The organism is Yersinia massiliensis, assembly GCF_003048255.1.
Taxonomy (GTDB): domain Bacteria; phylum Pseudomonadota; class Gammaproteobacteria; order Enterobacterales; family Enterobacteriaceae; genus Yersinia; species Yersinia massiliensis_A.
In genome coordinates this window covers 3,556,520-3,583,039 of record NZ_CP028487.1, presented here as the reverse complement: position 1 = coordinate 3,583,039, position 26,520 = coordinate 3,556,520, and the positions used below count along the sequence as shown (strand labels likewise).

The window sequence follows — 26,520 nt, the reverse complement described above, 5'->3', positions numbered from 1 at the left end:
AAAGGCCGCTAAGTGCGGCCTTTAAGAGATGACATTGGTGGTGAATAAGGTTTACTTCGCCTTATGGTCAACAGGATGTGCGTGTTCGATATCTTCACTTTTCCGGCTAAAGCGGCGGCGAACCACCACAAAGAATACCGGAACGAAGAATATTGCCAGTACAGTCGCGGTCACCATCCCGCCCATTACCCCTGTACCAACCGCATTCTGTGCACCTGAACCGGCACCACTACTGATAACCAGCGGTAGAACCCCAAGGATAAAGGCCAGTGAGGTCATCAGAATTGGGCGCAGACGCATACGCACCGCTTCCAATGTTGATTCCACTAAACCTTTACCTTCTTTGTCCATCAAGTCCTTAGCGAACTCGACAATCAAAATGGCGTTCTTCGCCGATAGCCCAATCGTAGTCAACAAGCCGACTTGGAAGTAAACGTCGTTGTTTAATCCACGCAGTGAGGCAGCCAATAGCGCACCAACCACACCCAATGGAACCACCAGCATGACCGAGAATGGAATAGACCAGCTTTCATACAAGGCCGCCAAACACAAGAAGACCACAATCAGTGAGATAGCATACAGTGCGGGAGCTTGGTTACCCGACAGACGTTCCTGATAGGACATACCAGTCCAGTCATAACCTATGCCACTTGGCAATTTAGCCGCCAAATCTTGCATCAGGTCCATGGCTTCACCGGTACTTTTCCCTGGTGCTGCTTGGCCCAGAATTTCCATGGATGGCAAACCATTGTAACGTTCAAGCCGTGGTGAGCCGTATTCCCATTTCGCGCTGGAGAAGGTAGAGAACGACACCATTTGGCCGGAACTGTTACGGACATACCACTTATCAATATCACCCGGTAACATGCGGAATGGCGCGTCAGCTTGCACGTAAACTTTCTTAACACGACCACGGTCGATAAAGTCATTTACATAGCTACCACCCATTGCAGAACCGAGCGTGGTATTGATATCAGAAATGGCGACGCCAAGTGCCTGTGCTTTTTCCTGATCAACTTCCACTTTGAACTGCGGTGTATCTTCCAGTCCGTTAGGACGCATACCGACTAACATATCGGGATGTTGCGCCGCCATGCCAAGCAGTTGGTTACGTGCTTCAGTTAATTTCTGATGCCCAACGTTACCCTGATCGATCAACTGGAAGTCGAAGCCACTTGCTGTACCCAGTTCCACAATGGCTGGCAAGTTAAAGGCAAAGACTAAACCGTCTTTAATTTGCGAGAAGGCAGCGGAAGCGCGGCCCACAATCGCAGGCACTTTGTTTTGCTCACCCGGACGCTCATCCCAGTTTTTCAGACTAACGAATGCCAGACCGGTGTTCTGACCTTGACCACTGAAACCGAAGCCGTTAACGGTAAATACCGAGTTAACTACGTCTTTTTCTTTGTCGAGATAATAGTCAGTCACCTGATTGAGCACTTTCTGAGTACGCTCTTGTGTCGCACCAGCAGGCAGCTGCACCATGGTCAAGAACACACCCTGATCTTCTTCCGGCAAGAATGAGGACGGCAAGCGCAAGAACAACACGCCCATACCGATCACGATCGCCAGATAAATCACAAGATAACGCCCCGTGCTGCGCAAAATATTGGCAACACTGTCGGTATAGTGGTGAGTACTTTTCTCGAACATGCGGTTAAACCAACCGAAGAAGCCAGTTTTTGGCCCATGCTCGCCTTTAGCGATAGGTTTCAGCATCGTTGCACACAATGCTGGTGTCAGAATCAATGCCACCAAGACCGAGAGCACCATCGCGGAAACGATGGTAATGGAGAACTGACGATAAATTGCCCCTGTAGCCCCACCGAAGAAGGCCATTGGGATAAATACCGCAGACAGTACCATCGCGATCCCCACCAAAGCACCTTGGATTTGCTCCATGGATTTTTTGGTGGCTTCTTTCGGCGGTAACCCTTCCTCTTGCATAACACGTTCGACGTTCTCGACGACGACGATGGCGTCATCCACCAATAGACCTATCGCCAACACCATCCCGAACATCGTTAGGGTGTTTATCGAATAGCCCAAAGCGGAGAGAATGGCGAATGTCCCAAGCAATACCACCGGTACCGCAATCGTTGGAATCAACGTTGCACGGAAGTTTTGCAGGAACAGATACATAACCAAGAACACCAGAATAATGGCTTCTACCAATGTTTTAACCACTTCGTTGATAGAGATTTTAACGAATGGTGTGGTGTCATACGGATAAACCACTTTCAGCCCAGCAGGGAAGAACGGCTGTAATTTTGCCAGTTCCGCTTTTACCGCAGCAGAGGTGTTCAGGGCGTTAGCCCCTGTCGCCAGCTTGATACCAATACCCGCAGCTGGCTTACCGTTATAACGGGCAATAATGTTATAGTTTTCAGCACCCAACTGCACGATTGCCACATCTTTTAGCCGAACTTGCGAACCATCTGTATTCACTTTCAGCATGATCTGGCTGAACTCTTCTGCGCTGGTTAAACGTGTCTGCGCAATGATAGATGAGTTCAGTTGCTGGCCTGGTACCGGAGGTGTTCCGCCCAACTGGCCTGCGGCGACTTGGTTATTTTGGACTTTAATGGCATTGATAACATCAACTGGCGTCAGGTTGTAGTTATTCAGTTTGTGCGGATCCATCCAGATACGCATCGCATACTGGGAACCGAATAGCTGAACATCACCTACACCTGCGGTACGGCTGATAGGATCTTTAACGTTAGAACCCACATAGTCAGCGATATCTTCTTGTAGCATGGTGCCGTCTTCAGAAATAAAACCGGCAACCATTAGGAAGCTACTACTGGACTTTTCAACGCTCACACCTTGTTGCTGCACTTCTTGCGGCAATAGTGGCATGGCTAATTGCAGTTTGTTCTGAACCTGAACCTGAGCGATATCCGGGTCAGTGCCAGAGTTAAAGGTCAACGTCAACTGAACGTTACCGGATGAGTCACTGCTGGAAGACATATACAGCAAGTTATCGATACCATTCATGTTCTGTTCGATAACCTGCGTAACTGTATTCTGAACAGTAGTCGCATCGGCGCCAGGGTAGTTGGCGGAGATTGAGATTGCCGGTGGCGCAATAGTTGGATATTGCGCAACAGGTAATTTCATTATCGCGAGTATACCGGCCAACATCAGGATGATAGCCAGAACCCACGCGAAAATAGGGCGATCTATAAAGAACTTAGCCATGAATTACCGGCTCCTTTTAAGACTTCTTCGCTGTATCAGCTGGGGCTTCTTTTGGTGCTTCTGCCGTAGCTTCTTGCACTTTTACCTGTACGCCCGGTCTGATTTTCTGCAAGCCGGAAACAATCACGCGATCACCTGCTTTAAGCCCTTCAGTGACCAACCACTTATCACCAATAGCTTGGTTAGCAACTAACGTGCGCAATTCAACCTTGTCATCTGCACCAACAACCATCGCGGTAGCTTCCCCACGTGGGTTACGTGTTATGCCTTGCTGAGGAACTAACAACGCATCCGGTCGAACACCTTCATCTAAACGAGCGCGGACAAACATCCCCGGTAGCAACGTTTCGTTCGGGTTAGGGAAAATGGCACGAATCGTAATCGAACCGGTGGTTTCATCAACGGTCACACCTGAGAATTCCAACGTACCGATTTCTGGATACTCCGCGCCATTTTCCAACAGTAGGCGAACCTTAGCTTTACCGTTTTCTTGTTTCAGCGTGCCATCAGTCAGTTCTTTTTTCAGGCGCAGGAATTCATCGCTTGATTGCGTGACATCAACATACATCGGATCAAGTTGTTGAACCGTGGTCAACGCCGTTGCCTGACCACTGGTCACCAACGCGCCTTCAGTCACGGTAGATTTACCTGTACGACCACTAATCGGTGAGGTTACTTGGGTATAAGCCAAATTAATGCGCGCAGTTTCTACCGCAGCTTTTGCAGCAAGCACTGTCGCATTTGCTTGCATAGCACTAGAGACCGCTTGGTCATATTCTTGCTTACTGATGTAGTTTGTACCCAGTAATGGTTTGTAGCGATTCACTGTCAGACGCGCAATTTCAGCAGCAGCTTGCGCTTTGGCTAAATCACCTTTTGCACTGTCATAAGCTGCCTGATAGGTAGCTGGGTCAATTTGATAAAGTGACGTTCCGGCGGTGACATCACTGCCTTCAACATAGTTACGTTTGAGAATAATCCCACTAACTTGTGGGCGAACTTCTGCAACACGAAATGCGGACGTGCGGCCCGGTAGCTCGGTTGTGATATTCAGTGGTGCCGCTTTCAATGTCACAATGCCGACTTCAGGTGCCTGTTGAGCATGGGCTTGCGCCGCATCTTTGTCATTACATCCTATAAGTACTAAGCTGCCTGAAAGTACCAGAATTGCAGCCAGAGGCATTACCCCTCTGTTTTTGCTCATAGATAAACCTCAAGTGTCCGATTTTTAATTTAATTCAATGGATCACAAGCTTTAAAACCCATTGCTGCGTAAATTATATGTGCGTGCTATGGTACATACATTCGTGAATGTATGTAAATCGCACCCCTTCGAAAAAACAACGCTATGGCACGAAAAACCAAACAGCAAGCCGAAGAAACTCGGCAACAAATTCTAGATGCCGCAGTGCGGGAGTTTTCTGCGCATGGCGTTTCCGGCACTTCGCTGACTGATATTGCTGCGGCAGCAGGGGTAACCCGTGGCGCAATTTACTGGCACTTCAAGAATAAGGTAGACCTGTTTAACGAAATTTGGGAGTTATCAGAGTCTAAAATTGATCAACTCGAATCAGAGTATCAGGCAAAATATCCCGATAATCCACTCCGAATATTACGTGAAATACTTATCTATGTTCTTGTTTCTACGCAGGTGGATTGCCGACGCCGTGCTTTGATGGAAATCGTCTTCCATAAATGTGAGTTTGTCGGAGAGATGTCCTCGGTCCATGATGCACGTAAAGTCCTTGATTTAGCTAGTTATGATCGTATCGAATCTGTTTTGAAAGGCTGTGTTGACGCCCAGCAATTACCTGCCAATCTTGATACTTATCGTGCTGCGATTATCATGAGAGCTTATATTACAGGTTTGATGGAAAACTGGCTCTTTATGCCAGAAAGTTTTGATATAAAACAAGAAGCACCAATATTAATCGATGCTTATCTGGATATGTTGGTCCACAGCCCTTCATTGCTTAAGAAAGCGGAATAGCAAGGCATCGGATTAACTGTAGTGGATTATTATAAGGAGCGTGTTATGAGTTCAATGGTTGTGATTGCAAACGGGGCTGCTTATGGTCATGAATCACTCTTTAATGCTCTGCGTTTATCTATCGCACTAAAAGAGCAACAAACCGATCTCGATTTACGCCTATTTCTCATGTCTGATGCTGTTATTGCAGGGATTAACGGGCAACAGCCACGAGAAGGTTATAATTTACAACAGATGTTGGAAATTCTTAGCGCGCAGAATGTACCGATTAAATTATGTAAGACCTGTGCAGATGCTCGTGGCGTAAGTGGGCTAACACTGGTAGATGGTGTGGAAATAGGCACATTAGTTGAGTTGGCTCAGTGGACATTGGCGGCTGAGAAAGTGCTAACGTTCTAAGTGAGTTAATGAATAGCGGTAAGTTAATGGATAGCAATTTAACAATTTCCTATCCATTCGGTTTTCTATCTCGTCGCTAATGCTGGCAGTTGCATGTTATCCAATAACAAATGCGTAACAGCCCGCATTATTACAGTTATTCACGCCCAGAAAGAATTTTCTTACTGATGGCTTGAGACTGAACGTGATAGGATTTCAGCCTTCTTGTTGAAATGAAGTTCAATATGAACAGCAGATTTCACAATCAATTCTCTCTATCGATCTCGTGGCCAATCATACCGTCGGCAGGCGTAATAGTATTACGATTCCAAACGATGGTTTTCCTGCTAATTATTTCATTGCTATTTTCATCGTTCAGCGAGGCGGCCAATATCAATGTCGATGTGCCGACTCGTAGTGAAGTGTTGAGTCAACTTGATGCCTTGTCAAAACAGAAAGTCTTATCGCCCACAGAGAAACTCACCCAGCAAGATTTGACTAAAACGCTGGAATACCTTGATACGATTGAGCGAACTAAGCAGGAAGCTAACCAACTTAAACAGCAAGTTGCACAGGCACCGGCAAAATTACGCCAAGCAACTGCCGAACTGGATGCTCTCAACAACAATTCAGCGGATACTTTAACGCGTGAAACACTGGCTAATTACTCATTGCGGCAGCTAGAGTCACGCCTGAATGAAACGTTGGATGATTTACAATCTGCTCAAGAAGATCTCTCGGCTTATAATAGCCAACTTATTTCCCTGCAAACACAGCCAGAACGTGTACAGAGTGCGATGTACAACGCATCGATGCGATTAATGCAGATTCGCAATCAACTCAATGGACTATTACCTAATCAAGATGTTCAGCGCCCGACTGAACAGCAAGAATTACTGACTGAGCAGGTTATGCTAAACGCACAGTTAGACTTGCAACGTAAATATCTGGAAGCCAATACCACGCTGCAAGATTTGCTTCAAAAACAGCGGGATTACACCACTGCGCACATCGATCAACTTGAGCGTTACATTCAGCTACTGCAAGAGGTGGTCAGCGGTAAGCGCTTAATTCTTTCCGAGAAAACAGCCAAAGAAGCGCAAGCCCCCAGTGATGCCACTGATATCCAAAATGACCCATTGGTGAGTCGCGAACTGGCCATTAACAAACAACTTAGCCAGCAGCTGATTAGTGCCACGAAAGAAGGTAATACGTTGGTACAACAGAATATCCGAGTCAAAAACTGGTTAGATCGCGCCCTACAGTCTGAACGAAATTTAAAAGAGCAAATCACGATATTACGTGGCAGCTTGCTGCTTTCCCGAATTCTCTATCAGCAGCAACTCAATTTGCCGGCATCGGGTTTGATAACCAATATGGGGCCGCGCATTGCTGACCTGCGCCTTGAGCAGTTTGAAATTAATCAGCAGCGTGACCAGTTATTCCAAGGGAATGATTATATTGAAACCCTGATGAAGGATAGCAAAGAAACTATCAGCCCTGATGTTGAGGAAGCACTGGGGCAGATCGTTGATATTCGCCGAGAACTCTTAGACCAACTGAATAAGCAACTCGGCAACCAGTTGACGCTGGCTATAAATCTGCAAATTAACCAACAGCAGTTACTCAGCGTAAATGAATCATTGCAACATACACTGACGCAGCAGATCTTTTGGGTAAGCAGCAATAAACCGATGGATTGGACTTGGTTAAAAGCATTACCGAGTGCACTAAAGGCTGAGTTGAGTAATTTTCATTTTACACTGTCACTGGATGATGTTTTAGCTGGCTTACTCAAGTCATTGGTTTTTCTGATTCCGATGATGATTGTGGTGGGGGTCCTCCGGTCCCGCTATAAAATTATCGATGAGCATTTGACAAGGCTAGCCGCTGATGTCGGGCAATTAAAGCACGATAGTCAAATGCACACTCCAAAAGCCATCTTACTGACCTTACTGAAGGTGATACCAGGTAGCTTAATTATTCTTGGCATCGGCTATTGGTGCCTACGTTCGGGTTTCAATCTCAGTGATTTACTCTGGAGCTTCTTCCAGCGGTTGTCCTTGCTCTGGCTGGTATTTGACCTCACCTACCGTATGCTATCCCCAGGAGGCATCACTGAACGGCACTTTATGATAGCGAGTGAACGATGCGCGCATTATCGCCGTCAATTGGTGCGTTTGGCGATGGCATTAATTCCTGTGATTTTCTGGTTTGCGTTGGGGACAAAAAGTCCACTTCGGTTAGTAGATGATGTCATCGGGCAGGTGGTCATTGTCATTGCGTTGGCACTACTGGCATTATTCGTCTATCCATTTTGTCGTGATAGCTGGCGGGAAAAGGACACTCATGCCGTAAGGCTAGTGATTGTAACCGCCGTGGCTGTTACCCCCATAGTATTGATTGGATTAATGGTTGCTGGGTATTTTTATACGGCACTTCAACTGGCCGGGCGTTGGATTGATAGTCTGTACTTACTCTTTTTATGGAATATTGTTTATCTTACGGCGATCCGTGGCTTGGGCGTTGCGGCACGGCGTCTGGCATATCGTCGGGCGATTGCTCGGCGGCAAAGCATGGTGAAAGAAGGGGCTGAGGGTAGTGAGCCTGTCGAAGAGCCACCGCTGGCAATGGATCAAATCAACCAACAGTCATTACGTCTGACCACCTTGGCACTGTTCCTGATTTTCGGTACCTGTTTCTATTGGGTATGGGCTGATTTGATAACCGTGATTTCTTATCTGGACAGTGTCTCATTGTGGCATTACACCTCAACCGTGGCAGGGGCAGTTGTCACTCAGGCTGTCACATTAGGTAATTTCCTCGTAGCCTTATTGGCATTGGCGGCCGCCTATATTTTGACGCGTAACTTACCGGGCTTACTCGAGGTATTGGTGTTGTCGCGTTTACAACTACGCCAAGGCACCTCCTATGCGATTACCACGATCTTGACCTACCTCATTACCGCTATTGGGGGAATCACAGCACTCAGTTCACTCGGCGTTTCGTGGGATAAATTACAATGGCTGGTGGCCGCACTTTCTGTTGGGCTAGGTTTCGGTTTACAAGAAATTTTCGCTAACTTCGTGTCTGGCTTGATTATTCTGTTCGAACGCCCTGTCCGTATTGGCGACACCATTACCATTGGTACCTATTCGGGTAAGGTCAGCAAAATACGTATTCGTGCGACAACCATTACCGATTTTGATCGTAAAGAAGTGATCGTTCCGAATAAGGCGTTTGTGACTGAGCGTTTGATCAACTGGTCGCTGTCAGACACGGTTACCCGTATCATTATTAAGGTTGGGGTCGCGTATGGCTCTGATTTAGCAAAAGTAAAAGAGATCCTTCTTCAAGCCGCTCATGAGAATCCACGGGTCATGACTGATCCTGAGCCGCACGTCTTCTTCTTGGATTTTGGCGCTAGCACCCTTGATCACGAGTTACGTGTGTATGTGCGTGAACTTGGCGATCGTAGCTATACGGTAGATGAATTGAATCGAGCGATTGATAAGTTATGTCGCGAGAATGACATCAATATCGCCTTTAATCAGTTAGAGGTGTATTTGCATCAACCGGATGGGACCCAAGTTCAGGAAGTTAACCGCCCGATTGAGGCACAAAGTCCACTAAGCCCACGCGCTAATTTGAGTGAGTGTAAACCTGAATTACCCGATATCAATAAACCGCTGGCTTGAGGTTTTCTGGCTGGCAGGGGATAGACATCATCACTCACGATAATAGATAGGGTAAATTATTTGCGCCCTATCTATTTAATTATTTTATTCTGAAGTTTGGCGGCGAAGTTTACGCTGATAATCAAGTTGCACGATCTCCAATGCTGCCAATGCTGTTTCTGGCGCTATCTCATTGCATTCCAGCAAGTAGATAAGATCTACTGCCAGTTGCAGTTCTGGTGAAGCTTTTTCAACTGACATAATGTAACCAACATTGCATAGTGACGATATAAAACATTATAGAAAACTATTTGCTGTCGAAACCCTAATGATTCAAAAAATGTGACAAATATTCAAAATCCGTTCTCTTTTTTCTCAATATTGCGCTCTATCTTTATCAATGCTTGTCGGCAACGTAATAAACGGCCTTCCAACGCCGCCAGTTCTTTTTGTAGTTTTTGCTGCTCGGAGAGCAAACTTTGCTGACCAAGCATGCTTTCTCTGTCTTGAATCATGGCTAGAATACGCCGCTCATAATCCTGATGTTCAGCCAGCTTATGGTAAAGGTCCAATTTATTATCTTTTGGCTCAGGATTGGATGTCCTTAATTTTTGTGTTGCCAATTCTCTTTGCAATGCAGATATTTGCGCGACTAATTTCTCGGCCAGAAAGGCGACTTGTTGGGTTCGATTCTCTGCTACAACTTGCTTTAGCTGAGCCATGTTTTTACGCACTTCCAGCAGATAATCACGAAAACGGTTACCATGATTGCTAAATAAATTCAGGTCAAAACGCGCCTGCTGTGAGGGCGTGTTGGCTTGAGGGCCAACCTGCGCAGATAATGCCTCAATTTGGCTTTCAAGCACCTGCAATAATTTTTCTGTACTCATGGTGCTTCTCCTCGGTGTTTTCCCGCCAGCTTGCCTTCGAATGATTGGCGTGACAAGTAAAGGGGTGGCGAAATAAAGTGGATATCGTGGATATCAAAGTACAGCGCGAAATAATGGCAAGAATAACTGTTGATGATAAACAGTGCATGCGTTAATGATAAGGCATGTTGATGAGCGCAGTAATGTGCATAAAGGGAGTGTATGTCTCGTTGGTTGTTAATCATTTTGGGTTGGCTGGCAGTAATATTAGCCACCTTGGGTGTTGTGTTACCCCTTTTGCCCACCACGCCTTTTTTACTGTTGGCCGCGTGGTGCTTTGCTCGATCCTCCCCTCGTTTCCACAATTGGCTGCTCTATCGTTCATGGTTTGGCAGTTACATCCGCACATGGCAGGAACATCGTGCTCTGCCGCCGGGCGTAAAGTGGAAAGCCATATTGGTTACTGTCGCGACTTTTTCCCTGTCACTTTGGTTAGTGAAAATTTGGTGGGTTAGAGGCTTATTGATTATCATATTAACGGTGTTACTGACCTTTATGTTGCGAATGCCTGTAATTGACCTATCGCAACAAAATAAGCGCTGAGCCGATCACACTAGTTGCTTTTTGAAGTCAGTTTGCATAGATTTGAGCGTTTTCGTGCGCGGGGTGATCCCTCGTTGCATCCTTAGGGTTAAGGATGCGGTAACTTGAGCTATCGAGGCATCATTGGCAGATAGAGTAAGTTACTCAGCTGGTGCTGTTATTCGCATTGGTTGGCCGCGCTTTAGTATGTACAGCAGTTTTATCAGGCACAAATTATGACCGCTACTGCACCTAATACAGCACAACAGCTTAAATATATTAAAGACAGTATCAAAACCATCCCCGATTATCCAAAAGCGGGAATACTGTTTCGCGATGTGACCAGCTTGCTGGAAGATCCCTTAGCCTATGCTTCTAGCATTGAAATGCTGGTTGAGCGCTACTTGGATAAAGGCGTGACTAAAATAGTGGGGACAGAAGCCCGCGGTTTTTTGTTCGGCGCACCCGTAGCTTTAGCGTTGGGAGTGGGTTTTGTTCCGGTACGTAAACCGGGTAAATTACCTCGTGAAACCATCAGTGAAAGCTATGAGCTAGAGTACGGCACTGACAAACTCGAGATCCACACAGACAGCATTCAGCCGGGTGACAAGGTTTTGGTCATCGATGATTTGCTGGCGACGGGTGGAACAATCGAAGCGACAGTCAAACTGATTCGTCGGCTGGGTGGTGAAGTCACTGACGCAGCGTTTATCATTGATTTACCTGAATTGGGTGGCGAAGCTCGCCTCACCCCGCAAGGAATTACTTGCTACAGTTTGGTGTCCTTCAGCGGACATTGATTGTATTCAAAATATCGGCCTCGCTGTCAGTGGCGAGGCTGTGTTAGCATGACCCTCTAGATTATCCAACTTCTCCGGTATTAATGAGCTATCAGGCCCTTGCCCGTAAGTGGCGCCCCCAAACGTTTGCAGACGTCGTTGGTCAGGAGCATGTTCTGACGGCGCTAGCCAATAGCCTTTCTTTAGGGCGAATTCATCATGCCTATCTATTTTCCGGCACTCGCGGCGTTGGTAAGACTTCAATCGCTCGATTGTTAGCCAAAGGGCTTAACTGCGAAACGGGTATTACCGCGACGCCGTGCGGTACTTGTGCTAACTGTCTTGAGATCGAACAGGGTCGTTTTGTCGATCTGATCGAGATAGATGCAGCCTCACGTACGAAAGTAGAAGATACCCGAGAGTTACTGGATAATGTGCAATATGCGCCGGCACGTGGCCGCTTCAAGGTCTACTTGATCGATGAAGTACACATGTTGTCGCGCCACAGTTTCAATGCACTGCTAAAAACCCTTGAAGAACCGCCAGCCCATGTGAAGTTCCTGCTGGCGACCACTGATCCGCAAAAGTTGCCAGTGACGATTCTTTCTCGCTGCTTGCAATTCCATCTCAAAGTGATCGACGTCGAAGTTATTCGCACATTGCTAGAGAAAATATTGCAGGTTGAGCAAATCAGTAGTGATGCCCGCGCATTGCAATTACTGGCGCGGGCTGCTGATGGCAGTATGCGTGATGCTCTTAGCTTAACGGATCAAGCGGTCGCAATGGGCGATGGGAGTATTACTACAGCCACGGTCAGCCAGATGTTGGGTACGCTGGATGACGAACAGCCACTGACCATTATCGAAGCATTGGTCAGTGCGGATGGCGCGCGGGTCATGGCGCAGGTAGAACAAGCAGCATCACGCGGCGTCGACTGGGAAAACCTATTGGTCGAAACGTTAAGTCTACTACACCGTATTGCCATGGTGCAGTTGCTACCATCGATGCTGGATAATCACTACGCGACCATTGAGCCACGTTTACGTGAACTGGCTCGGACATTACCGCCTGCTGATATACAACTTTATTATCAAACACTTTTGGTGGGCCGCAAAGAGCTGGCTTACGCGCCGGACCGCCGTATGGGCGTTGAAATGACGTTATTACGCGCATTGGCTTTTCATCCTAAGGCGACAATTGTTGAGCCTCAAGCGATGCCAGCAGTAGCGCCGACGGCGGCCGTGAGTCATCATGCACCCGCAACTCAACATGAGCACCATGCGCAAAGCTCGGCAGTCAATTCACAAACCGCGCCAGTCGATGCGCAGCATGATGTCCCGCCACTCGGCGCCACCGCGCAAGTCAGTACTCAGCTACCCGACTCTACTGCGCAACTTCTTCAAGCGCGCACGCAGCTACTGCGGCAGTCGGGGACGACGACCACAAAAAAGAATGAACCGGCGGCGCTAGGAAAAGCGCGGCCGGCAAACTCAGCACTTGAGCGTTTAGCTTCGGTGACTGAGCGCAGCCAGCAGCGTTTGGCCGCCAAATCAACGGAAGAGAAAAAACCAGTAAAAGAAGAGGCTTATCGCTGGGTTGCGCAAAATCAGCCTGATGCTGTTGCGGAGCCAGTTGCTACGCCAAAAGCGCTGCGCACGGCACTGGAACATGAAAAAACGCCAGAGCTTTCGGCTAAATTAGCTGAAGAAGCCATGATGCGTGACCTATGGACAGCGGAAATCGATAAGCTGCAAATTCCTAAATTGGTGCAACAACTCGCGCTGAATGCATTTAAAGAAGAAATAGAAGCAGGTAATATTTGTCTTCACCTACGCTCAGCTCAGCGCCATTTAAATTCGCCATCGGCACAAAAGGCGCTGGCAGAGGCTTTGAGTGAATTAAGAGGCCTCGCTGTGACACTCAGCGTGGTTGAAGATGATAATCCAGCGGAGCGCACCCCGTTGGAGTGGCGTCAGACGATTTATGAAGAAAAACTGTCGCAAGCGCGTCAGTCAATTATCGGGGATAATAATATTCAGACACTGCGCCGTTTCTTCGACGCAGAACTGGATGAAGAGAGTATCCGGCCGGTTTAACTGCTGCGATAAGTGCATGGTGCACTGACGCGGCCCATTGCTATGAGAGATGACTATGTTTGGTAAAGGCGGTATTGGCAATTTAATGAAACAAGCCCAGCAGATGCAGGAAAAAATGCAGCAGATGCAGGAAGAAGTCGCCAAATTAGAAGTTACCGGTGAATCTGGCGCGGGCTTGGTAAAAGTCACAATTAATGGGGCGCATAATTGCCGCCGGGTTGAAATCGATCCGAGCCTGTTAGTTGAAGATGATAAAGAAATGCTGGAAGACTTGATCGCTGCGGCTTTGAACGATGCTGCCCGCCGTATCGATGAAACGCAAAAAGAGAAAATGGCTTCTGTGTCCAGTGGGATGCAATTGCCACCAGGCTTTAAGATGCCATTCTGATGCAAACCAGCCCACTCCTAGAGTCATTAATGGAGGCGTTGCGCTGTTTACCGGGCGTTGGCCCAAAATCAGCGCAACGTATGGCATTCCAATTGCTACAGCGTGACCGTAGTGGTGGAATGCGCTTGGCGCAGTCTTTGACCCGAGCAATGTCTGAAATCGGCCACTGCGCTGACTGCCGCACATTTACCGAGCAAAAACGCTGTACCATCTGCGCTAATCCACGCCGTCAGCAAAATGGCCAAATTTGTGTGGTCGAAAGCCCTGCAGATATCCATGCTATTGAGCAAACAGGTCAGTTCGGTGGGCGTTATTTTGTGCTAATGGGACACTTATCCCCCATGGATGGTATTGGCCCAGGTGATATTGGTTTGGATTTGCTCGAGACTCGGCTTGAATCTGAAACCATTACTGAAGTTATTTTGGCTACTAACCCAACTGTTGAGGGTGATGCCACGGCCAACTATATTGGCCAGATGTGCGGTCAGTATGGGGTATTAGCGAGCCGTATCGCACATGGCGTCCCAGTCGGAGGCGAGCTAGAAATGGTGGATGGCACAACCTTGTCCCATTCGTTAGCTGGGCGTAATCCGATTAAGTATTAACGCCATATCATGGTGTGGGCGATTGTTTTGTTATTGATTATCAAATAAATAATTTTATTCGTGATCATTAACTTATCGCCCAAAATCCGCTGTTTTTTTCTGTATTGAGACTTGAAACTTCCCCGCATTGGCCCCACTTAATCCTCATTGTGCAATTTTGTACCTATCGGTAATTTGGATTGAGGTAATTAATGAGTATGAAAGGTCAAGAAACCCGTGGATTCCAATCTGAAGTAAAACAACTTCTCCATTTGATGATTCACTCGCTTTATTCCAATAAAGAAATCTTCTTGCGCGAGCTTATCTCAAATGCTTCTGATGCGGCCGATAAATTGCGTTTCCGTGCACTGTCTAATCCTGAGTTATTCGAAGGAGATGGCGAGCTGCGTGTGCGTTTATCTTTTGACAAAGAAAAACGTACTTTAACCCTGAGTGATAACGGCATCGGTATGAGCCGTGAAGAAGTCATTGATAATCTGGGTACTATTGCGAAATCTGGGACTAAGGCATTCCTTGAGTCTATTGGTTCCGATCAGGCTAAAGACAGCCAATTAATTGGTCAGTTTGGTGTCGGTTTCTATTCCGCATTTATCGTGGCCGATAAAGTAACTGTACGTACTCGCGCAGCCGGTGCTCCAGCGGATGCTGGCGTGTTTTGGGAATCGGAAGGTGAGGGTGATTACACCATTGCTGATATCACCAAAGACGATCGCGGTACTGAGATCACTTTGCACTTGCGTGAAGGCGAAGATGAATATCTGGATGATTGGCGTCTGAGATCGGTTATCAGTAAGTACTCAGATCACATTGCGCTGCCGGTTGAAGTGCAGAGTAAGAATGAAGAAGACGGCACTGTTACTTGGGAAAAGATCAACAAAGCTCAGGCATTGTGGACTTGTAATAAAGCCGATATTACTGACGACGAATACAAAGCATTTTACAAACATATCGCCCATGATTTTACCGACCCATTGATCTGGAGTCACAACCGTGTCGAAGGTAAGCAGGAGTACACTAGCTTACTGTATATCCCTGCACAGGCTCCTTGGGATATGTGGAATCGTGACCACAAGCATGGCTTAAAACTGTATGTTCAACGTGTGTTTATTATGGATGATGCAGAGCAGTTTATGCCGAACTATCTGCGTTTTGTCCGCGGCTTAATTGACTCCAATGATCTGCCTTTGAACGTTTCGCGCGAAATCTTGCAAGACAGCCGCGTGACTCAAAATCTTCGCAGTGCGCTTACTAAACGTGTGCTGCAAATGCTAGAAAAATTGGCCAAAGACGATGCTGATAAATATCAGCAGTTCTGGCAGCAGTTCGGTATGGCGCTTAAAGAGGGGCCAGCTGAAGACGGAAGTAATAAAGAAACTATCGCCAAGTTACTCCGCTTTGCCTCAACGCATACTGATAGCTCTGCGCAGACAGTGTCATTGGAAGACTATGTTAGCCGTATGGCCGAAGGGCAGGAGAAGATTTATTACATCACTGCTGATAGCTATGCAGCGGCGAAAAATAGCCCACATCTGGAGTTGTTCCGTAAAAAAGGCATTGAAGTCTTGCTGTTATCCGATCGTATCGATGAGTGGATGATGAGCTACCTGACTGAGTTCGATGGTAAAGTTTTCCAATCAGTCAGTAAAGCAGATGACTCATTAAACAAACTGGCAGATGAAGAACGCCCTGAACAGCAAGAAGCTGATAAGGCGCTGGAGCCATTTGTCGAGCGGGTTAAAACCCTGCTGGGTGAGAGAGTTAAAGATGTACGTTTGACACATCGCTTGACCGATACACCTGCGATCGTGACAACAGATGCCGATGAAATGAGCACGCAAATGGCGAAGTTGTTTGCAGCTGCAGGCCAGCAGGCACCTGAAGTGAAGTATATCTTTGAATTAAACCCTGAACATGGCTTGGTTAAACGCGCAGCAGATGTGGCAGATGATGCCCAATTTGCTGAATGGGTCGAGTTGTTGCTAGACCAAGCTCTATTAGCTGAGCGGGGAACACTTGATGACCCTAACCAATTTATTCGCCGAATGAATCAGTTATTAACGGCATAATTGAGTGACAGAATGCCTCTGGTAGATAACCTGCCAGAGGTTTTTTTATGTTTTTTTATGTTTTTTTATGTTTTTTTAAGGCTATTACCTTTCTATTATTCCATCGTACTCAAGATACAATCCGATTAAGCAACCTCGCACGCCTTGAGCCAACCCCCCTGAAAATGGTATGGTTGTTCGTTTTCCGCATTTTCGACTTATTTAAGTAAAAACACATAGAAAAACTACATAGCAAGGGGATTTACGCAATGCGTATCATTCTGCTGGGCGCTCCGGGCGCTGGTAAGGGGACTCAGGCTCAATTCATCATGGAGAAATACGGTATTCCGCAAATCTCTACTGGTGACATGTTGCGCGCCGCTGTAAAAGCAGGTTCTGAGTTAGGTCTGAAAGCGAAAGAAATTATGGATGCTGGCAAGCTGGTGACAGATGAGCTGGTTATCGCATTAGTTAAAGAGCGTATCACACAGGATGATTGCCGTGACGGTTTCCTGTTAGACGGATTCCCTCGCACCATTCCTCAAGCTGATGCCATGAAAGAAGCTGGCATCAAGGTTGATTACGTACTGGAATTTGACGTTCCGGACGAGCTGATTGTTGAGCGCATTGTTGGCCGTCGGGTACATGCTGCCTCAGGCCGTGTCTACCACGTAAAATTCAACCCACCACAAGTTGAAGATAAAGATGATGTGACCGGTGATGAGCTGACTATTCGTAAAGACGATCAAGAAGCCACTGTTCGCAAACGCCTGATTGAGTACCATCAACAAACTGCGCCATTGGTGTCTTACTATCGTCAAGAAGCTGATGCGGGCAATACGCAATACTTTAAGCTGGACGGAACCCGTAAAGTAGCAGAAGTCAGTGCAGAACTGGCGACTATCCTCGGTTAGTTCTGAATGGTAAGATAGCGGAGGCGGCCTAAGGTCGCCTTTCGTATTTTACGGATATCGTTGAAAGTGACATTCTTAGCTCAAATAAATTAGCTCAAATAATACGCGTGAAAGCCAAACAAGGATTTGTGCATGTTGCAAAGTAAGCTCGGTGTACTGATGGTTAATCTGGGGACACCAGATGCTCCGACGTCGAAAGCGGTCAAACGCTATCTGGCTGAGTTCCTTAGTGACCGCAGGGTTGTTGATACTTCCCCTTTACTGTGGTGGCCTCTTTTACGCGGTGTTATCTTACCGATTCGCTCGCCTCGTGTTGCCAAACTCTACCAGTCTGTTTGGATGGAGGAGGGGTCACCTTTATTGGTCTATAGCCAGCGACAGCAAAAAGCACTATCAGCACGTATGCCAGATATTCCTGTCGAGTTAGGGATGAGTTACGGTTCGCCAAATTTAGCTGATGCTATTGATAAACTACTCGCGCAAGGTGTGACAAAACTTGTGGTATTGCCGCTTTATCCACAATATTCTTGCTCGACAAGTGCGGCTGTATGGGACGCAGTTGCTCGTATTTTAAAAGGGTATCGTCGCTTACCTTCTATTTCGTTTATTCGTGACTACGCAGACCACCCCGCTTATATATCAGCCCTAAAACAAAGCGTCGAACATGCTTTTGAGCAACATGGTACCCCCGACAGACTCATCCTGTCTTTTCATGGTATTCCTAAACGCTACGTGCATTTAGGGGACGACTACTCGCAACGTTGTGAAGACACCAGCAGTGCGTTAAGAGAGGCGTTGGGTTTGTCATTGCCAACAGAGCAAATTATGATGACTTATCAATCCCGATTCGGTCGCGAGCCTTGGCTTACCCCTTATACTGATGAAACATTAAAAAGTCTGCCTGCTCAGGGAGTAGAACATATTCAGATAATTTGCCCCGGTTTTTCTGCTGACTGCTTGGAAACATTAGAAGAGATTAAAGAGCAAAATCGGGAGATCTTTATGCATGCGGGTGGTAAAAAGTTTGAATATATCCCAGCGCTAAATGACGATTCGGTGCACATTGATCTTTTAGAACAGTTAGTTAGGAATTCTTTTTAATATCGCTGCTGCAACAGTTCAATGATATTTCTTATATTGACTTGAATAATCCTATTTATAAAAAATATCTAACAAACTTAAAAAAGTTAATCAAGCTATTTTTAGCTTAAATGCAGAGTATACGAATCGTGTTTATGTTTTGTTATAATAATAATTAGTAACACACCATGAAACATTCAAACATGTTATGCTTCACATTTTCCTTGTAATCATGCGTAGCATGTAAGAAAATTAAGTGAAAAATAGCGATATGCAAATGATCTTACTTAGCTAAGAGTTTATTAGTTCATCTAACCCTATTGGTGTGTTTGTAGCTTGGTAGACTACATTAATATAGAGTACACGCAGTAACATAAGTCAGTATGTTCTATCAGCCCTTTGGTTGCTGCGAGCCAAGGGCGGTAGCGTTGCAATGACATAAAGATTCATTCAACGTATTGATATTTAAGAGTTTGACCTCCTTTTTGGCGACTTTGGCTTTATCCATATTAATCTTCGTCATTCTATGATGATATTTTAATATTATTACCTCTCCATTAAATCTAATTTATCTAGGCTCAATTATGTCTTTTAATATAAATTACAACCATCAGGCGTTGTTTTGATGCGGAAAGGTCTGCAAGTATCTTAGACTCTGTTTTAAGCAAAAGTAGCTATATTGAATATAGCTGAAAAGATGGTCGCTGTTGTTCTTGCAAAGAAAATTTAGTCTCGTGGGGAGTGGAGCAAAGTATTAATACAACACTCACTGATGAGGATATTGCTAAGGGAGTAGTTCTCACTTGTTACTCAAAGCCAAAAAATTGGTGTTAAATATGATCCTGAGTTAAGTGATATAACGAAAAAAACACCCATGTAATCTCGATAATATTGAATTTGATGGCAGTATAATTGCACGCCTAATATTGCACTCACCACCGACATCTAAGATTGAGCACTTGCTGAAAAATTTGTTAATTTAGTCATTAATGGTCAACAACGTAGTTATTCTATTGCGAATGCCCCAGATAATATAATTGGGTTATATAAGGAAAGTGCCAAACGGTCTTTTCAGTAGAATCATTTTCAATAAACTCAAGCCACTACAATTTTTACGTTCGAAAGTCCACAAGCTACATTAACAGTTACTTCTCCTCCTGATCGTTTTGGTGCATTGGACATCAAAGATAAGCAGGTCCGTTGCTTTAGAGAAAAACCAAGAGGTGACGGTGCATTGATTAATGGAGGTTACTTTGTTTTATCTCTTAAAGTTATCGATCTCATTGCCCGTGATAAGTCCACTTGAGAGCAAGAGCCATTAATGACATTAGCTCAAAAGGGCGAATTAATGGCTTTTTGAGCACACTGGCTTTTGGTAGCCTAACCATTAGTCCGTTTGTCTTATTCACACCTATAGAAACATATTCGACAAATGTTATGGATACTGCTTATCTGTTGGAAGCTATCCGGCATGCTGGCAATGTTAAAGTAATTGTGAACAGTACCAGTGATAAGAACTATGGCAATAAAGAATAAGTTTGGGAGTATTGAGAAAACTAAGCAGTGGGGGGATATGGTTAGGACATTCCAAGAAATATTTTTTGATGGCCGTGATGAATCGACATACTGGAATGGTTATAGTCCATCATATTGCGAATATTACAAATATTGCTAAAGATTACAACATAGCAGCATTCTCAGATGCCGAATATTTCAAAATATATAGACGTTCTTATAGTTAATCCAAGACCAATGCTTATCGATTTTTTAATGGACAATGCAAGAGAGTGTTGTCTCATACTTGTATTTGGTAATTCAATTGATAAGCAATTTCCATATAAGTAAGTGCAAATGTATAGGCTATTATGGCCCTTTACACTACTTAATATGACCTATTATTAATTATATGGTATGACTGGTTTTTGTTAAAAAATATGAATAAAAGTCAATTGCTAATAGCGAAACTATCAAAATTAACTTCAATCGATTATCATGTTGGTGTTACCTTATTACTCAGGTTATGGACTATCGCAGCAGGTGGTCTATTAATAATATTAATTCCACTGTTTTTAACAGCATCAGAACAAGGTTATTTCTTTACATTTGCAAGTCTGATTGCAATGCAGGTTTTTTTTGAACTCGGTTTTAATTACGTTATTGTTCAGTTTATTGGCCATGAAATGGCTAATATACATGTTAATAGCGATGGGCATCTTGAAGGGGATCAACGTAGTATCAGCCGAGTATATTCCGTAATAACACTATTGAAAAAGTGGTATACAGTTGTTGCGTTAGTTTTCTTTGTAATTGTTTTTTTTGCTGGATTCTATTTTTTCCAGCACAATGGAGATTTGAACATACACGATTGGTTACCTAGTTGGACTTTATTAGTCCTTTTCTCTTCACTAAATCTTTTTATAAGTCCATTTTTAGCTGTCTTAGAAGGAATGGGATTTGTTGGCCAAGTTGCGAAGATAAGATTGATACAATCAATCGTAGGTTACACAGTTCTTTCTATACTATTTATATGTAAAGCTGGGCTTATTTCTATACCTGTAGTTTCTGGTACAGCTGCGCTATTTTCATTTTTTTGGGTAGTGAGTCGGTATGGAAAAATACTCTTTAAGCCAGAGATTAATAACATCATACTTAATGAAAAAATATCCTGGTATAAAGATATATTCCCATTCCAATGGCGAATTGCTCTGAGTTGGTTAAGTGGATACTTCATCTTTCAATTATTTAATCCAATGCTTTTTGCACATCAAGGCGCAATTGAAGCTGGAAGAATAGGCTTAACGTTGGCAACATTCAGTGCGATGCTATCCTTATCAATGAGTTGGGTTACGGCAAAAAGTCCAACAATGGCTAGGTTAGTTGCTGAGAAAAGAAAAAAAGAACTAAATTCTTTATTTTTATCGTTAATGAAAAATTCAGGAATGCTAAATTTATTAGTTTCTGCATCATTCTTAATTTTCGTATTCATATTGAATTCCTTTCATGTTAACTTAGTTAAAAGAATTGCTAGCTTTGATGTCTTAATTCTACTTTTCGTCATATCTATAGCAAATCATGCAATATTCTCGATGGCAGCTTATATGCGGTGTCACAAGGAAGAGCCAATGATCTGGAATTCATTATTTACAGGTCTTATTGCATTGCCATTTATATATTATTTTTCAAAAATTAGCTCATTTGCAACGATAGTAAGCTATGGTTTTATAATGATCTTCATTTCATTGCCATGGTGCTATATATTATTCCGTAAATATTACTATCGCGGAATGACTGAAAGATAACTTGTCATTTACCATAACAATGGTAATTATATTATTAGTACAGCTAATCGAATGATACCCAATACAACTAAATTATAAGATCTAGATTGAAAATCTCATTACTATATTACTGATGACTTCAAGAGAATAATTGATTGTTATTCAAACTAGGACTTATTCTCAGTAATGATTGTATTGACTTTTATATGTAATTAATTTTTTCTGACTGTCATTGATGGGTAATATAAAATGAGTTCTGAATATGATATTAATTTGACCGTTATTATACCGACCTATAATAGGACGGATAAATTAATGAGACGAGTTAACGAGTTGTTACCGCAAATGAGTAATGCTGATAAAATATTAATATCAGATAATGCGACTGAAAATTTCGATGCCGAACTAATCAATTATTTTAAAAAAGAACCAAGAATATCATTATATCGGAATAAAGTTAATATTGGTGCAAATGCTAATATAGTGAAGTGTTTTGAATTGGTAAATAGTGATTGGGTGTGGTTGTTGAGTGATGATGATTATGTAAAGTCTGACGCAATAAAAATAATTAAAAACAACCTTGTTGAAAAAAAAGTAGACTTTATAAATTTTTCATCTGAGCTGTTAAGGACGAAAAGAGTTGATTCCGTATGTGATTCTTTTGAGTCATATTTGAATGCCATTGGTAATAATTTTAGTAATCACTTACTTATATCTAATAATGTATTTAATATGAGGGTTTTTAGGCCCTTATTAAAATTTGCATATTGGGGATGTTTCGTTAATGCCCCCCATTTGGCACCTGTCTATTGTGCTCTCGAAAATAATGCTAAAATATTATTATCTTCTGAAATTATTGTGGAGTGGCAAAAACCTGTTCGTGAGGATTGTTGGCAACAATCTTCTTCTTTTAATTTACTTTTTTTGCCAGATGTATTATCAAATGCTGATTTAAGAAAAAAAGCAATTCATTCAATTATGTCAAGTCTATCTATTCCCGAATTTTTGATAGCTCAGTTGGCGTTTCATAAAATAAGTGACCCATCATGTTCAGATAAGGTTACATCTTATGCTGGACGGATTATGAATGTTTATATACGGTATGGGAGTATGCAACAAAGGATAAGGGCGGTACTTTTAAAGTTAATGTTGAAGTTTCCCCGTATCTATCTGTTCATGGTCAATATAGCATGTAGTAAACTATATGGAAAACCTATCTCTGATTTTCTTCAAAAAAGAAATTTTGAGTTTTATTTGTAACTATAGTAAACTTTTTATTCTAAGTTGGGATGCTTAATAAAGCTATATCATATTTTTTGGCTGTATATTAATTATATATACTTACATTGAGACTATAATGGCATATAAAAAGGAGTTTGTTTTTATAATTATAGTGAAGGTTTTTTTTTCACTGTTCGCTTTTTTTATATATAATCATTTTTCACATTTAGCTGATTCTGAAAGATACTTAAATGCAACGGTGAACTTAAGTAACTTCTTAGATAGAACTCAATTTGTAGATAATATTTTCTCTATATTAATATTTTTCATTTCAAGCAAATTTCTGACAAATATATTTATTTCTATAGTTTTTGGAATTTCATTTTATTGCGTTTTTAAAGATTTATTAGAATTTATAGATAGAAAACTATTGTACATATGCTTTCTTCTTCCTAGCTTTCAGATTTGGACTAGTGTGGCAGGCAAGGAAATTCTAGCTATAGCCGGTTTACTTTTTCTTATTAAGTGGATTGTTAATATACAATTTGGAAGACGAAATAGTGCGAGCTATTTGCTATTGGGGGTTGTTTTTGGTCTCATACTCAGACCGCACTATGGTATAGCTTATTGTTATCTGGCGATAAGTGTGATTATTTTAAGTAAAGTAAAACTTCCATTCTTTTCAAAATGGGTTTATATATTTTCGTTGCTGATAGCGTCTGTAATTCTTGCACTGATATTATCAGTAACTGTAGATATGTGGAGTGATCAGTTTTTGATAATAATAGATATTATCAAAAATTATTTCCTATCATCTGAAACATCATATGCTAATCGACACTATATACAGTGGGGTACAATTACTGACTACTTTAATAATATAGTGTGGGGATCATGGGTTTCTATTGTCGGACCTACATTGAATGAATCAATGAATAGAATTATTTACATACCATTTTTTATTGAGGGTGTTTTTAGTTTCATTCTAATGCTATTTTTCTTGTTTCGATATTATTCGATAACAGAAAAAGAACGATTCTATCGTAAGTTTTTTTATCTTTCATTCATTCCGGCCTTGATAATTATCTTAATGATTCACTATCCATTTGGGGTTTTCAACCCTGGTGCAGCTATTCGATATAAACAAAACATTACACCTTTGATATATTTTTATCCATTATTGGTGCTTGCATGTATCAATGAATCTATTGCGAAAAAAAAATGATTTAGCAGTAGTATTCATTATCTCTATATCTACAGTCTTCAGATGATGATTATCCATTTTCTTAGTTAAATTAAATAAGATGCGAGTATTTTATGAAAGTAGCAATAGTTGGTGGATCTGGATTTATTGGCACAAATCTAGCTGAATTATTTAAGATCAAAAATATTGACTTTACTATATTAGATAAAGTCAAAAGTGACAAATATCCTGAAAATTGGATGCATTGTGATGTAACAGAATATGAGTCCTTGGTTAATGGCTTAGACCAGCATGATATAATTATAAATCTAGCTGCAGAGCATAAAGACAACGTGCACCCTATTAATCTCTATTATGAGGTAAATGTCGAAGGCGCTAAAAATGTTTGTAAGGCAGCCGATACTCTTAATATTAAGAATATCGTATTCACATCTTCAGTTGCCGTATACGGCTTTGTTGAAAAAGATACTGATGAAAGTGGTGAGTTTGCACCTTTTAATCATTATGGAAAATCAAAGTTAGAAGCAGAAAAGATTTACGATGCTTGGTTTAACTCTTCTGAAGGGAAGAAACTAGTGACTATTCGCCCTACTGTTGTTTTCGGTATCGGTAATAGAGGTAATGTTTTTAATTTATTTAAGCAAATTGCATCAGGTAGATTTTTGATGGTCGGTAGTGGTGATAACGAAAAATCTATGGCTTATGTTGAGAACATAGTCGCTTTTCTGGAGCTTACGCTAACATTTTCAGCTGGATATCACCTAATTAACTATGTAGATAAGCCTGACTTTACTATGAATGAGCTATCTACTGTTATTTATAAGTGCCTTGGGAAAAAAAGTAAAATCATTAGAGTCCCTTATAGTGTTGGAATATGTGCAGGATATGCTTTTGATTTGTTAGCAAAAATTAGCGGTAAAGAATTTCCTGTTAGTAGTATTAGGATTAAGAAATTTTGTGCAAAAACACAATTTAGTTCTAAAAATATTAGCAAATATAATTTCTCTGCACCTTATTCATTAGATGATGCAGTTGTTAAGACTATTTCAAAAGAATTTATGAATGGAGAGTGAATTATATGATTTTTAGCTTGAAGTTATATAAAATCATATCTTATCGTTGAGGAATAAAGATGCAGAATATTGCATTTGTAATAACAAAATCAGAGGTTGGTGGGGCTCAAAGTTGGCTTTTAGAACAGGTGAAATTGTTCCGAGATAGTTACAAAATCACACTAATAACCTCAGAGCCAGGTTGGCTTACAGAGTCTATTTCTTGTGATGAAATTATATTTATTCCCCAGTTAAGGAAAACAATAAGTATTAAAGCGATATATCTTATATATAAGGCTATAAAAGATAATAATATTGATGTCGTAGTCGCAAGTTCTGCTAATGCAGGGTTATATAGTCGTCTTGCTCGTATTTTTACAAAATTCAGGTGTGTTTATGTCTCTCATGGCTGGTCTTGCTTATATAATGGCAGGATATTGAAGCCTGTTTTTTGTGCTATTGAACGCTTATTATCATATCTAACTGATGTCATATGGTGTATCTCTAAAAGTGATGAGACAAAAGCCATCAACGAAATAGGCATAAAACGACATAAAATTATAACGTCGCTTAACTCAATTACACCTTTACCTGCTCGCCCTAGCCAGCCATGTAAAAATAAAATACTATTTTTGGGAAGATTAACACACCCTAAAAGACCTGAATTGATTTGTAATGTAGTTGCAGATAATCATCAGTACTCATTAGACGTGGTGGGGGATGGAGAGTACTTTAGCTCTTTAGTCTCCAAGTATAAAAAGCATAGTAATATAAAATTTTTAGGTGAAATAAAAAATTTCAAACGTTTTCATGATTATGACGTATTTGTTCTAACTTCAGATAGTGAAGGTTTGCCTATGTCGGCATTAGAAGCTGCAACTGCTGGGTTACCTCTCATTCTAAGTGATGTCGGTGGTTGTAAAGAAATCATTGATGGAAATGGTGTTTTAATTACTAATACGGAACAATCTCTGTCCTCTGCATTAAGTTATATTTTCTCTAGTTACGATGATTTTTATCATTTGGCTCATCTAGATAAAAGTAAGTTTGATATTAGTAATAAAAAGGATGAGTACAGTAAAATAATTATTGGTCACTAGCAATTTGTTAAAGCTATTTATCGATTTTATAATAACTGAGATGTGAATATACTATTTG

20 protein-coding genes, 1 pseudogene and 1 other annotated feature are annotated in these 26,520 nt (G+C 42.5%); of the genes and pseudogenes, 17 read left to right on the top strand and 4 right to left on the bottom strand.

The window, feature by feature from the left end:
* Positions 1-51 precede the first annotated feature (51 nt).
* Positions 52-3,204 (bottom strand): efflux RND transporter permease AcrB, encoded by a 3,153-nt coding sequence (acrB, locus tag DA391_RS16760; RefSeq protein WP_019212869.1) that lies wholly within the window; start codon positions 3,202-3,204, stop codon positions 52-54.
* A 16-nt stretch (positions 3,205-3,220) separates the two neighbouring features.
* Complete coding sequence (gene acrA / locus DA391_RS16755; RefSeq protein WP_050082634.1) at positions 3,221-4,408, bottom strand: efflux RND transporter adaptor subunit AcrA; 1,188 nt, start codon at positions 4,406-4,408, stop codon at positions 3,221-3,223.
* Positions 4,409-4,552: 144 nt separating this feature from the next.
* On the opposite strand from acrA, the gene acrR reads away from it, so the two are divergent.
* The 3 genes from acrR to mscK all read left to right on the top strand — a co-directional run bounded on the left by acrR (position 4,553) and on the right by mscK (position 9,270).
* Positions 4,553-5,194, top strand: a complete 642-nt coding sequence (gene acrR, locus DA391_RS16750; protein ID WP_019212867.1) for a multidrug efflux transporter transcriptional repressor AcrR — start codon at positions 4,553-4,555, stop codon at positions 5,192-5,194.
* 45 nt (positions 5,195-5,239) lie between these two features.
* The gene (locus tag DA391_RS16745) at positions 5,240-5,593 is read left to right on the top strand and encodes a DsrE/DsrF/TusD sulfur relay family protein (protein WP_050082636.1); all 354 of its coding nucleotides are present in this window, start codon (positions 5,240-5,242) and stop codon (positions 5,591-5,593) included.
* Positions 5,594-5,817: 224 nt separating this feature from the next.
* Positions 5,818-9,270: a mechanosensitive channel MscK gene (mscK, locus tag DA391_RS16740; RefSeq protein WP_108088008.1), complete on the top strand. Its 3,453-nt coding sequence runs from the start codon at positions 5,818-5,820 to the stop codon at positions 9,268-9,270.
* Between the two features lie 84 nt (positions 9,271-9,354).
* Here mscK and rsmS read toward each other — a convergent pair whose 3' ends face one another.
* Both rsmS and priC read right to left on the bottom strand, forming a co-directional pair.
* Complete coding sequence (gene rsmS, locus DA391_RS16735; protein ID WP_019212864.1) at positions 9,355-9,510, bottom strand: pleiotropic regulatory protein RsmS; 156 nt, start codon at positions 9,508-9,510, stop codon at positions 9,355-9,357.
* Positions 9,511-9,602: 92 nt separating this feature from the next.
* Positions 9,603-10,139 carry a primosomal replication protein PriC gene (gene priC / locus DA391_RS16730; RefSeq protein WP_050873606.1) on the bottom strand — a complete coding sequence of 179 codons (537 nt, stop codon included), beginning with the start codon at positions 10,137-10,139 and terminating at the stop codon, positions 9,603-9,605.
* A 201-nt stretch (positions 10,140-10,340) separates the two neighbouring features.
* Here priC and DA391_RS16725 point away from each other — a divergent pair, with 201 nt between their 5' ends.
* The 14 genes and pseudogenes from DA391_RS16725 to DA391_RS16655 all read left to right on the top strand — a co-directional run bounded on the left by DA391_RS16725 (position 10,341) and on the right by DA391_RS16655 (position 26,462).
* Positions 10,341-10,721: a DUF454 family protein gene (locus DA391_RS16725; RefSeq protein ID WP_050286521.1), complete on the top strand. Its 381-nt coding sequence runs from the start codon at positions 10,341-10,343 to the stop codon at positions 10,719-10,721.
* A 215-nt stretch (positions 10,722-10,936) separates the two neighbouring features.
* Positions 10,937-11,500, top strand: coding sequence for an adenine phosphoribosyltransferase (apt, locus tag DA391_RS16720; protein WP_019212861.1), 564 nt, complete (start codon positions 10,937-10,939; stop codon positions 11,498-11,500).
* 83 nt (positions 11,501-11,583) lie between these two features.
* Complete coding sequence (gene dnaX, locus DA391_RS16715; protein WP_108088007.1) at positions 11,584-13,575, top strand: DNA polymerase III subunit gamma/tau; 1,992 nt, start codon at positions 11,584-11,586, stop codon at positions 13,573-13,575.
* Positions 12,905-12,969: a sequence feature (DnaX frameshifting element), on the top strand. Its footprint overlaps the gene before it by 65 nt.
* Before the next feature lie 55 nt (positions 13,576-13,630).
* A complete protein-coding gene (locus DA391_RS16710; protein WP_004718772.1) occupies positions 13,631-13,963 on the top strand; it encodes a YbaB/EbfC family nucleoid-associated protein in 333 nt (110 codons plus the stop codon).
* On the top strand, positions 13,963-14,568 hold the full coding sequence (gene recR / locus DA391_RS16705; RefSeq protein WP_108088006.1) for a recombination mediator RecR: 606 nt from the start codon (positions 13,963-13,965) through the stop codon (positions 14,566-14,568). The genes DA391_RS16710 and recR overlap by 1 nt, the downstream gene beginning before the upstream one ends.
* A 197-nt stretch (positions 14,569-14,765) precedes the next feature.
* Entirely contained in the window at positions 14,766-16,634 is a 1,869-nt protein-coding gene (gene htpG / locus DA391_RS16700; RefSeq protein WP_050873650.1) for a molecular chaperone HtpG, read from the top strand.
* Positions 16,635-16,882: 248 nt separating this feature from the next.
* The gene (adk, locus tag DA391_RS16695; protein ID WP_050082644.1) at positions 16,883-17,527 is read left to right on the top strand and encodes an adenylate kinase; all 645 of its coding nucleotides are present in this window, start codon (positions 16,883-16,885) and stop codon (positions 17,525-17,527) included.
* A gap of 132 nt (positions 17,528-17,659) precedes the next feature.
* Positions 17,660-18,628 (top strand): ferrochelatase, encoded by a 969-nt coding sequence (gene hemH / locus DA391_RS16690; RefSeq protein WP_050286519.1) that lies wholly within the window; start codon positions 17,660-17,662, stop codon positions 18,626-18,628.
* Positions 18,629-19,736: 1,108 nt separating this feature from the next.
* Positions 19,737-19,983: pseudogene (locus tag DA391_RS16685) on the top strand (glucose-1-phosphate cytidylyltransferase); the annotation flags it as partial.
* 558 nt (positions 19,984-20,541) lie between these two features.
* Positions 20,542-21,906: a hypothetical protein gene (locus tag DA391_RS16675; protein WP_050082647.1), complete on the top strand. Its 1,365-nt coding sequence runs from the start codon at positions 20,542-20,544 to the stop codon at positions 21,904-21,906.
* A gap of 228 nt (positions 21,907-22,134) precedes the next feature.
* Positions 22,135-23,145, top strand: a complete 1,011-nt coding sequence (locus tag DA391_RS16670) for a glycosyltransferase family 2 protein (RefSeq protein WP_108088005.1) — start codon at positions 22,135-22,137, stop codon at positions 23,143-23,145.
* A 97-nt stretch (positions 23,146-23,242) separates the two neighbouring features.
* A complete protein-coding gene (locus DA391_RS16665) occupies positions 23,243-24,331 on the top strand; it encodes a hypothetical protein (protein ID WP_050082651.1) in 1,089 nt (362 codons plus the stop codon).
* A 92-nt stretch (positions 24,332-24,423) separates the two neighbouring features.
* Complete coding sequence (locus tag DA391_RS16660; protein ID WP_050082653.1) at positions 24,424-25,383, top strand: NAD-dependent epimerase/dehydratase family protein; 960 nt, start codon at positions 24,424-24,426, stop codon at positions 25,381-25,383.
* Positions 25,384-25,442: 59 nt separating this feature from the next.
* Complete coding sequence (locus DA391_RS16655) at positions 25,443-26,462, top strand: glycosyltransferase (RefSeq protein WP_050286516.1); 1,020 nt, start codon at positions 25,443-25,445, stop codon at positions 26,460-26,462.
* Positions 26,463-26,520 lie beyond the last annotated feature (58 nt).